At 69.2% G+C, this 10251-nt stretch carries 8 protein-coding genes and 2 tRNA genes; all 10 read left to right on the top strand.

From position 1 onward, the window contains the following. A partial coding sequence (gene dnaN / locus VJ976_RS08595) for a DNA polymerase III subunit beta (RefSeq protein ID WP_324099704.1) occupies positions 1 to 834 on the top strand: 834 nt, incomplete at its 5' end. Between the two features lie 63 nt (positions 835 to 897). Beyond that, entirely contained in the window at positions 898 to 1875 is a 978-nt protein-coding gene (gene gnd / locus VJ976_RS08590; RefSeq protein WP_324099703.1) for a phosphogluconate dehydrogenase (NAD(+)-dependent, decarboxylating), read from the top strand. Between the two features lie 3 nt (positions 1876 to 1878). Next, positions 1879 to 3033, top strand: coding sequence for a DNA replication/repair protein RecF (recF, locus tag VJ976_RS08585; RefSeq protein ID WP_324099702.1), 1155 nt, complete (start codon positions 1879 to 1881; stop codon positions 3031 to 3033). Positions 3034 to 3057: 24 nt separating this feature from the next. Beyond that, on the top strand, positions 3058 to 3618 hold the full coding sequence (locus VJ976_RS08580) for a DUF721 domain-containing protein (RefSeq protein ID WP_324099701.1): 561 nt from the start codon (positions 3058 to 3060) through the stop codon (positions 3616 to 3618). A gap of 227 nt (positions 3619 to 3845) precedes the next feature. After that, positions 3846 to 5933: a DNA topoisomerase (ATP-hydrolyzing) subunit B gene (gene gyrB, locus VJ976_RS08575; RefSeq protein ID WP_324099705.1), complete on the top strand. Its 2088-nt coding sequence runs from the start codon at positions 3846 to 3848 to the stop codon at positions 5931 to 5933. A gap of 117 nt (positions 5934 to 6050) precedes the next feature. Next, complete coding sequence (gyrA, locus tag VJ976_RS08570) at positions 6051 to 8570, top strand: DNA gyrase subunit A (RefSeq protein ID WP_414693603.1); 2520 nt, start codon at positions 6051 to 6053, stop codon at positions 8568 to 8570. A 32-nt stretch (positions 8571 to 8602) separates the two neighbouring features. Beyond that, positions 8603 to 9304 carry a DUF3566 domain-containing protein gene (locus tag VJ976_RS08565; protein WP_324099699.1) on the top strand — a complete coding sequence of 234 codons (702 nt, stop codon included), beginning with the start codon at positions 8603 to 8605 and terminating at the stop codon, positions 9302 to 9304. A 135-nt stretch (positions 9305 to 9439) separates the two neighbouring features. Further along, positions 9440 to 9513 (top strand) — tRNA-Ile (locus VJ976_RS08560). Positions 9514 to 9571: 58 nt separating this feature from the next. Beyond that, entirely contained in the window at positions 9572 to 9688 is a 117-nt protein-coding gene (locus tag VJ976_RS08555; protein WP_324099698.1) for a DLW-39 family protein, read from the top strand. 55 nt (positions 9689 to 9743) lie between these two features. Then, positions 9744 to 9816 (top strand) — tRNA-Ala (locus VJ976_RS08550). The last annotated feature ends 435 nt before the right edge of the window (positions 9817 to 10251 follow it).

The following is a 10251-nucleotide window of genomic DNA, read 5'->3' as shown; positions in this document are numbered from 1 at the left end:
GGCTCGAGCCGGTTCTCGCTGATCCAGATGCCGGTCGAGGACTACCCCTCCCTGCCGACCCCGGCGGACTCCAGCGGCACCATCGCCGGCGACGTGTTCACCCAGGCGGTCGCCCAGGTCGCCGTGGCCGCCGACCGCGGCGACACTCTGCCGATCCTGACCGGCGTGCGTGTGGAGGTCGACGGAGACAAGGTGACCATGCTGGCCACCGACCGCTACCGCCTCGCCATGCGGGAGCTCACCTGGACCCCGGTGAACTCCCAGGCTTCGCACGTGGCGTTGATCCCGGCGCGGACGCTGTCCGAGACGGCCAAGGCGCTGGGCGCCTCCGGGGGGATCGAGGTCGCGATGGGCGACGCCGACGGGGCGCAGGGGTTGATCGGCTTCGAGGCCGGCTCCCGCCGCTCCACCACACGCCTGTTGGACGGGGAGTACCCCAAGGTCACCTCCATCTTCCCGAGCAGCGTGGACACGGTCGCCGTGATCGACACGCATGCTCTGATCGAGGCGGTGCGCCGGGTCGCCCTGGTGGCCGAGCGGAACACCCCGGTCCGGTTGCGGCTCACGGACGGCCAGGTCGCCATCGAGGCCGGCACCGGGGATGACGCCCAGGGCAGTGAGGCGATCGAGGCGTCGCTGACCGGGCCTGAGGTGGAGATCGCCTTCAACCCCCAGTTCCTCATCGACGGAGTGGCCGCACTGGGCACGGCGTACACGCGGATGGCCTTCACCCAGCCCTCCCGTCCCGCGGTGCTGAGCGGGCAGTCTGAGATCGACGGCACCCCCGATGAGTCATACCGTTACGTTCTGATGCCGGTGCGGTTCGCCGGTTGAGGAGCGCGCGGAGGACCACCACCGTTCGCAGTCCACGGAGCACCTACGAAAACGAGGTATGACATGCAACTCGGGATGATCGGCCTGGGCAAGATGGGCAAGAACATGCGCGACCGTCTGCGGCGCGCCGACCACGAGGTCATCGGCTATGACCTCGATGAGGACCTCACTGACGTCGCCACCGTCGAAGAGCTCGTGCAGGGCCTCGAGGCTCCGCGCGTGGTCTGGGTGATGGTGCCCCACGGAGAGCCCACCCACAAGACGGTGGCCCAGCTCGGCGACCTGCTGGACGAGGGCGACCTGGTGATCGAGGGGGGCAACTCGTTCTACCTCGACGACCAGAAGCACGACGAGCACCTGTCCGCCCGGGGTATCGGCTACGTGGACTGCGGTGTCTCCGGCGGCATCTGGGGCCTGGAGAACGGCTACGGGCTGATGTGTGGCGGTCGTGAGGAGCACGTCGAGATGGCCATGCCGATCTTCGACGCCCTGCGCCCGGAGGGACCGCGCGAAGAGGGCTGGGTGCACGCCGGCGACGTGGGGGCGGGCCACTACGCGAAGATGGTGCACAACGGCATCGAGTACGGCCTCATGCACGCCTACGGTGAGGGATTCGAGCTGCTGCTCAAGAAGGACATCATCAAGGACGTCACCGGCTGCTTCAACGCCTGGAGCCGCGGCACCGTGGTGCGCTCCTGGCTGCTGGACCTGCTGGTCGAGGGCCTGGAGAAGAACCCCGAGCTCAAGGGCGTCGACGGCTACACGACCGACTCCGGTGAGGGCCGGTGGACGGTGCTCGAGGCGGTCGAGAACGAGGTGCCGATGCCGGTGCTCAGCGCCGCACTGTTCGCCCGCTTCACCTCTCGGCAGGACAACTCCCCCTCGATGCAGGCCGTGGCCGCTCTCCGCGGCGCCTTCGGCGGGCACGACGTCCGGATGCTGGACGACGCCGAAGCGTCCAACGCCGGCCCCTCCTCCGGCACCGGTGCCTCCTCGGGTGACTCCAAGCCCACCTCGGGTAGTGGTTCCGCCGATCACTGACTCGTGCGCCTGACCCGGGTGGAGCTGACCGACTTCCGGGGTTACCGCGAGGCGCAGGTCAGCCTTCCGTCCGGGGTCAGCACGCTGCTGGGGCCGAACGGCCACGGGAAGACGAACCTCGTCGAGGCGGTGGGGTATGCCGCCACGCTGGCCAGCCACCGGGTCGCCGGCGATGCTCCCCTGATCCGTCACGGGTGTGAGCGGGCGGTGATCCGGGCCGAGGTGGTGCGCGACGCCCGGGCCACCTTGCTGGAGCTCGAGATCGTGTCCGGCCGCGCCAACCGGGCGCGGTTGAACACCTCACCGCTGAGTCGGCAGCGCGACGTGCTGGGCACGGTGCGCACCGTCCTGTTCGCCCCGGAGGACCTGGCCCTGGTCAAGTCCGACCCCGCGGAGCGTCGCCGGTTCACCGACGACCTGCTGGTGGCCCGACAACCCCGCTGGCAGGGCGTGCGGCAGGACTACGACAAGGCGCTCAAACAGCGCAACGCGCTGTTGAAGTCCCAGCGCCAGCTCCGTTCCGGGCGCTCCGAGGACGCTGCGACGCTGGCCGTGTTCGACACTCACCTGGCGCAGGTGGGGGCCGCGCTCACGTATGCCCGGTTGCGGCTGCTGCGTGATCTCGAGCCCTTGGTCCAGCAGGCGTACGCCGCGATCAGCGACGCCGAGACGACGGTCGCCGCCACCTACCGACCGTCGTGGGCCCAGGCGATGAAGGCACCCTCCGGGCAGGACCCGGTGCCTTCCGCCGGGGACATCGAGCAGGCGATGATGCAGAGCATGCAGGAGTGGGCGACGCTCGAGCGCGAGCGGGGCGTGTCGTTGGTGGGTCCCCATCGCGACGAGGTCGCCCTGACGCTGGGGGCCATGCCCGCGCGAGGGTACGCCAGCCACGGCGAGTCCTGGTCGATCGCGTTGGCTCTGCGCCTGGCCTCGTTCCACCTGCTGCGGCGCGATCTGGGCACCGACCCGGTCCTCATCCTGGACGACGTGTTCGCTGAGCTCGACACGGGGCGTCGCGAGCGGCTGGCGAGTATGGTCACCGACGCCGAGCAGGTGCTCGTCACGGCGGCCGTCGCCGGAGATGTCCCGGCCCTGCTCGGCGAGGCAGCGGTGTTCGACGTCCGCGACCAGAGCGTGACCGCCCGGTCGGCGTAGCCATGAGCCGCCCATGAGCCGCCCATGAGCAGCGACGACGGACCGCCGGCACAGGGTGCTGCAGGCCAGGGGGACGCGGAGAGCGCGATGTCGGCGACGGAGCAGGCGCTCGCCCGGGCGCGCGCCAACGCCAGGGCACGGGGATACCGCCCCGGGAGCCTCGCTCGTCGGACCGGTGCTCCGGCGGGGAGGCAGCAGCATCGTGCAACCCCTGGCGCATCGGAAGCGGCGGGGGATCCGCAGCCGGTCGGAGACGAGGTGACCCGGCTGGTGGCGGCGCGAGGCTGGGACGCCGAGGTCCAGGTCGGATCGGTCATCGGCCGCTGGCCCGCCATGGTCGGGGAGCAGGTGGCGGCGCACGTGGAGCCGGTGGCGTTCGAGGGCACCTCGCTGACCGTGCGTGCCGACTCCACCGCCTGGGCCACCCAGATGCAGCTGCTGAGCAGCTCGGTGCTGGCTCGCATCGAAGCCGAGGTGGGCGCCGAGGTGGTGACCGAGCTGGTGGTCCACGGCCCCGGGGGGCCGAGCTGGCGCCGAGGACCGCTGCGTGCCCCCGGACCCGGCCCGCGTGACACCTACGGGTAGCGTGACTACCGGGCTGCGGCTGGCACCCTGTGGGCGGCTGTGGCTCATTGTGGGGCCCGGGTGCATACACGACCCTGGCCGGACCCCCCTGAGTGCGGCATGCGTGCCTTCTAGCGTCGCATTTGGCGTGTTCCGGGCCGTCGAGACGGTAAACTGGGGCGGAGTTTCCCCCACCACAGAGGAGCCACGTGGCTACGGCTGGACCACACGACCCTTCCGACCCCGACATGCCCGTGCTCCCCTCGGTCCCTGCGGACCCTGAGGCCCCCGACTCGCTGGCGCACGCGGCGGCCTACGATGCCACCGCCATCCAGGTCCTCGAGGGCCTCGAGGCGGTGCGCAAGCGTCCTGGGATGTACATCGGCTCCACCGGTGAGCGCGGCCTGCACCACCTGGTGTGGGAGATCGTGGACAACTCCGTGGACGAGGCGCTGGCCGGCCACGCAGACGACATCGCCGTGACGTTGCTCGACAACGGAGGGGTCCGCGTCACTGACAACGGCCGCGGGATCCCCACCGACATCCACCCGGTGGAGAAGAAGCCGGCGGTCGAGCTGGTGCTCACCCAGCTGCACGCCGGCGGCAAGTTCGGCGGCGGGGGGTATGCCGTCTCCGGTGGCCTGCACGGGGTGGGGTCCTCGGTGGTCAACGCCTTGTCACAGCGCCTCGACGTCGAGGTGCGCCAGCTGGGCCGGGTCTTCCGGCAGTCCTATCGTCTCGGTGTCCCGCAGGCGGCCCTGTCGGCGGACGAGGCGATCGAGGAGTCCGACCCTCGGCCCACGGGGACCACGATCACGTTCTGGCCCTCGGCGGACATCTTCGACGCTGTCGTCTTCGACTTCGAGACCCTCCGGGCGCGGTTCCAGCAGATGGCCTTCCTGAACAAGGGCCTGACGCTGACGTTGACCGACGAGCGTGAGCCGGAGGCGCCGGACCCGGACGCGTTGGACGACGACCCGATCGACGGGGTGGACGACCCGGAGGAGAACCCCGAGGGCGGCGCGGCACAGACGCGCACGGTGAGCTATGTCTACGCGCACGGCCTGCTGGACTACGTCAAGCACCTGAACAAGTCGAAGCGGACCGAGCCGGTGCACGAGGAGGTCATCGCGTTCGACAGCGAGGACCCCGAGCGGATGCTGTCCCTCGAGGTCGCGATGCAGTGGACCGGCTCCTACACCGCCTCGGTGCACACCTACGCCAACACCATCAACACCCACGAGGGCGGCACGCACGAGGAGGGGTTCCGGACCGCCCTGACCCGCCTGGTCAACGACTTCGCCCGGGCCAACCGGCTGCTGAAGGACAAGGACGCGAACCTCACGGGTGACGACATCCGCGAGGGGCTCACCGCCGTCATCCACGTCAAGATCGGCGAGCCACAGTTCGAGGGTCAGACCAAGACCAAGCTGGGCAACTCCGAGGTCAAGGGGTTCGTGCAGCGGGTGATGGGTGAGCAGTTCGGCCACTGGCTGGAGGCCCACCCCCGCGAGGGTCGCGAGATCGTCGGCAAGGCGGTGCAGGCCTCCGCGGCCCGGATGGCCGCCCGCAAGGCGCGCGAGGCGACCCGGCGCAAGGGCCTGCTGGAGAGCGGCGGCCTGCCGGGCAAGCTGCGCGACTGCCAGTCCAAGGACCCGACGGTCTCCGAGGTGTTCATCGTCGAGGGCGACTCCGCCGGCGGCTCCGCGGTGCGCGGGCGCAACCCGCACAACCAGGCGATCCTGCCCATCCGCGGCAAGATCCTGAACGTCGAGAAGTCCCGGCTGGACCGCATTCTGGCCAACCAAGAGGTCAAGGCGCTCATCTCGGGCTTCGGCACCGGGATCGGTGAGGACTTCGACATCACCAAGGCGCGGTATCACAAGATCGTGCTCATGGCCGACGCCGACGTCGACGGCCTGCACATCCGCACGCTGCTGCTCACGCTGCTGTTCCGGTTCATGCGGCCGCTGATCGAGGCCGGGTACGTCTACCTCGCCCAGCCGCCGCTGTACCGGATCAAGTGGACCAACCACGAGCACGAGTACGTGTTCAGCGACCGCGAGCGAGACGTGCTGATCGCCGAGGGCCTGGCCGCCGGCCGACGACTCCCCAAGGACACCGGCGTGCAGCGGTACAAGGGGCTCGGTGAGATGGACTACAAGGAGCTGTGGGACACCACGATGGACCCCGAGGGCCGGGTCCTGTTGCAGGTGACTCTGGAGGACGCGGCGGCCGCCGACCAGGTCTTCTCGGTGCTCATGGGTGAGGACGTGGAGTCCCGACGCGGCTTCATCCAGCGCAACGCCAAAGACGTCCGGTTTCTCGACATCTGAGGATCAAGCGAGGAACGAGCGTTGACGAAGATGGCCCATGAACTCGACATCTAGGACTTCTACGTGACTGAAACTCCGATCACTGACCGTATCGAGGCGGTCGACCTCAACGCGGAGATGCAGCGCAGCTACATCGAGTACGCGATGAGTGTCATCGTCTCCCGGGCGCTGCCCGACGTGCGGGACGGGCTGAAGCCGGTCCACCGGCGCGTGCTCTACGCCATGTACGACGGCGGCTACCGGCCGGACCGCGGCTTCAACAAGTGCTCGCGTGTCGTCGGCGACGTCATGGGGCACTACCACCCGCACGGCGACACGGCGATCTACGACGCCTTGGTGCGCCTGGTGCAGGACTGGACGCTGCGGTATCCGCTGGTGCAGGGGCAGGGTAACTTCGGCACGCCCGGGGACGACCCGGCCGCCGCCCCGCGGTATACCGAGTGCCGGATGGCGCCGCTGGCCATGGAGATGGTCCGCGACATCCACGAGGACACGGTCGACTTCGGTGAGAACTACGACGGCAAGACCCAGGAGCCCACGGTGCTGCCGGCGCGGTTCCCGAACCTCCTGGTCAACGGCTCTGCGGGGATCGCGGTCGGGATGGCCACGCAGATCCCGCCGCACAACCTGCGCGAGGTCGCCTCGGGGGTGCAGTGGCTGCTGGAGCACCCCGAGGCCGGCCGGGACGAGCTGCTGGAGGCGTTGCTGGAGCGCATCCCGGGCCCGGACTTCCCCGGGGGCGCGCAGATCATGGGACGGGCCGGCATCGAGGAGGCGTACCGCACGGGGCGCGGCTCGATCGCCATGCGGGCCGTGGTCGAGGTGGAGGAGATCCAGGGCCGGCAGTGCCTCGTGGTGACCGAGCTGCCGTACATGGTCAACCCCGACTCGCTGGCCAAGAAGATCGCCGAGCTGGTCAACGACGGCAAGCTCGCCGGCATCGCGGACCTGCGCGACGAGACGTCGGGGCGCACCGGGCAGCGGCTGGTGATCGTGCTCAAGCGCGACGCCATCGCCAAGGTGGTGCTGAACAACCTGTTCAAGCACACCCAGCTGCAGCAGAACTTCAGCGCCAACATGCTCGCCCTGGTCGACGGTGTGCCGCGCACCTTGCCGTTGTCGGCGTTCGTGCGGCACTGGGTGGACCACCAGATCGAGGTCATCGTCCGGCGCACGCAGTACCGGCTGCGGCGGGCTGAGGAGCAGATCCATATCCTGCGCGGGCTGCTCAAGGCGCTGGACGCCCTCGACGAGGTCATCGCGCTGATCCGGGCCAGCGCCACGGTGGAGGACGCCCGCGTGGGTCTGATCGAGCTGCTCGACATCGACGAGGTGCAGGCGCGGGCCATTCTGGACATGCAGCTGCGCCGGCTGGCCGCCCTGGAGCGACAGAAGATCATCGAGGAGCACGACCGGCTCGAGGCGCTCATCGTGGACTACCAGGACATCCTGGCCACGCCACAGCGCCAGCGCACGATCGTCTCCGAGGAGCTCGCGGAGATCGTCGAGAAGTACGGCGACGACCGGCGCACCGAGATCCACGGCTTCGGGGCCGACATGTCGATGGAGGACCTCATCCCCGAGGAGGATGTCGTCGTCACCATCACCCGCGGCGGGTACGCCAAGCGCACCAAGGTGGCGCAGTACCGCCCGCAGAACCGCGGGGGCAAGGGGCGCCGCGGCACGGCGCTGCGGGCGGACGACGTGGTGGGGCACTTCTTCATCACCTCGACCCATCACTGGCTGTTGTTCTTCACCAACTGGGGCCGGGTCTACCGGGCGAAGGCGTACGAGATCCCCGAAGGCGGCCCGACGGGCAAGGGCCAGCACGTGGCCAACTTGCTCGCCTTCCAGCCCGGCGAGCAGATCGCCCAGGTGCTCACGCTGCCGGACTATGACCACACGAACTACCTGCTGCTGGCCACGCGCAACGGGCTGGTGAAGAAGACCCGGCTCACCGACTACGACTCGCCGCGCTCGGGCGGGCTCATCGCGGTGAACCTGCGCGACGGGGACGAGCTGGTCAGTGCCGGGCTGGCCGAGGCCGAGGACGATGTGCTGCTGGTGTCGGTGAGCGGGCAGTCGGTGCGCTTCACGGCCACCGACGACGCACTGAGGCCGATGGGTCGGGCCACCTCGGGCGTGACGGGGATGAAGTTCCGCCCCGGCGACGACCTGCTCGCGATGCAGGTGGTGACCGCCGGCAGCGACCCGTACGTGTTCGTGGTGTTCGAGACCGGGATGGCCAAGCGGACTCCTGTCTCGTCCTACCGGGTGCAAGGACGTGGTGGCCTGGGGATCAAGGTGGCCAAGGCGAGCGACCGTGGCGGCAGCCTGGTCGGGGCGCTCACGGTCGACTCGGGCGACGAGGTGCTGGTCGTGATGGAGGGCGGCAACGTGGTCCGCTCCGCCGTCGACCAGGTGCGGGTCACCGGAAGAGACACCGCCGGAGTGCGATTCGCCACGCCGGGCCGGGGCGATGCCATCGTGGCGGTCGCGCGCAACGCGGAGAGCGAGCTGGCCGACGTGCTCGACACCGCCGAGGTCACTGCCGAAGGCGCGACCGATGGCGTAGCCTCGACCGAGACACCCGGGGAGGCTGTCGCGCCTGACACTGTGGCCGGGCCTGAACAGTAGGCATCACCGGAAGCCGGCACAGGAGACGAGTCATGAGCACGACGAAGCGAGACGGCCCGGACGTGGAGTCCGGCGAGTCCGCTGAGCACGGCTCGACCGCGACCCAGTCCTCTGACAGAAGCGCCGCGCAGGAGGGGCCGGTGCGAGCTGCGTCGGCCGAAGACGGTGAGGACAAGCCCACCTCGGCCTCGATGCGCGAAGGGGCGATGGCTCGGGTCTCTCCGCGGCGGGATCTTTCGTCGCGGCGCCAGGGTGCCCGCTCCTCCGGGGTCGCCGGGGGATCGGCCGCAGGCGCCTCGGCCGGGCGGGCTCCGACTCGCGGTGGCTCCCGGGGAGCACCGGGTCAGCGCCCGCGTCGCACCGGGCCGCGGCGGGTGCGGCTCACCGTTCAGCGCCTCGACCCGTGGTCGGTCTTCAAGATCTCGTTCCTGCTGTCGGTGGCGTTCGGCATCGCTACGGTCATCACGGTGGCGGTGCTGTGGACGGTGCTGTCCGGGATGGGCGTGTTCTCCACGCTCAACGACTTCATCGTGCAAGTGACCAGCGGTGAGAACACGGCCAGCAGCTTCGACCTGATGGACTACATCGGCCTGGGGCGGGTGGTGTCGCTGTCCGCGGTGTTCGCGGTGGCCAACGTCATCCTGCTGACCGCTCTGGCCACGCTCGGGGCCTTCCTCTACAACGTCTGCAGCGCCCTGGTCGGGGGGATCCACCAGACGCTCTCCGACGAGTAGAGCTGGCCGGCCTGGGTTGGTCGGCCTGTCATGGCCGGCCAGTCTTTGGTGGGCCACCACGGGGTGCGGTAACCTCGTGCGTCGCGTGACCGGCAGCTTCGAGGTTCGAGGCAGCGCAGGTCAGCGGCACGAGCGGGGCCTATAGCTCAGTCGGTTAGAGCGCTGTCCTGATAAGACAGAGGTCACTGGTTCAAGTCCAGTTAGGCCCACCGCATCGGCACCGCCGCCCGGGCGGCGCCCCCGTGAACCGTCGAAGGAGATGCATCGATGAAGCGCATCCTGGTGATGCTGGCCGCCGCGGTCGGCGGGCTGGCCGTGCTCAAGAAGAACCGCGACCAGCAGGCTGAGCGTGAGCTCTGGGCCGAGGCCACCGACGAGGTCTGAGACCTCCGGCGGCCTCCCGTCACTCTTCACACCGTCCGCGAGAGCGGGCGCCCTCGGGGCCATGGCGCAATTGGTAGCGCACCTGCTTTGCAAGCAGGGGGTTGGGGGTTCGAGTCCCCCTGGCTCCACCGTATGAGCCCTTAGGGAACGATGCTCGGAGGAGAACTCCGTGTGGGCATCACTACATGGAGTGGGCCTGGGGGCGGGTAGCACTCGGACTAGGTATCTCGTCCGCCATATGAGACCCCGCTTCTTGCCCTTACAATCAGCCGATGGGCGACGTAAGGGTGGACATCGCTTGGCCCGGCCCAGAGCGCGGGGCCTCAGAGTCTCGACACGTTCTAGTCCATGACGAGCTGCGCTATGCGCAACGCGCTAGCCAATGGGACTGCGAGCTTGATGGCTTCATCAATTACCACTGGTTGACTAGCCCAGGGGAGCATGGCCGACAGAAGGTGATGTTGGAGGCAGGTATCAACGCCCCGGCTATGGTCGCGGCCCCTGACGGCGACCGTCGCGCAATCATTGCCATTCGGTCTAGCCCATGGAAGGCTGGTCACGAG

It is taken from the genome of Ornithinimicrobium sp., assembly GCF_035267225.1.
Classification (GTDB): Bacteria; Actinomycetota; Actinomycetes; order Actinomycetales; family Dermatophilaceae; genus Ornithinicoccus.
The sequence above is the reverse complement of the archived record's forward strand: the minus strand, read 5'-3'. Positions and strand labels throughout refer to the sequence as shown.

Excerpts from the sequence above, each read along its gene's own strand:
- gnd (WP_324099703.1), top strand. The coding sequence starts at position 898 with ATGCAACTCGGGATGATCGGCCTGGGCAAGATGGGCAAGAACATGCGC.
- VJ976_RS08580 (WP_324099701.1), top strand. The coding sequence starts at position 3,058 with ATGAGCAGCGACGACGGACCGCCGGCACAGGGTGCTGCAGGCCAGGGG.
- gyrB (WP_324099705.1), top strand. The coding sequence starts at position 3,846 with ATGCCCGTGCTCCCCTCGGTCCCTGCGGACCCTGAGGCCCCCGACTCG.
- gyrA (WP_414693603.1), top strand. The coding sequence starts at position 6,051 with ATGCAGCGCAGCTACATCGAGTACGCGATGAGTGTCATCGTCTCCCGG.
- VJ976_RS08565 (WP_324099699.1), top strand. The coding sequence starts at position 8,603 with ATGAGCACGACGAAGCGAGACGGCCCGGACGTGGAGTCCGGCGAGTCC.
- VJ976_RS08555 (WP_324099698.1), top strand. The coding sequence starts at position 9,572 with ATGAAGCGCATCCTGGTGATGCTGGCCGCCGCGGTCGGCGGGCTGGCC.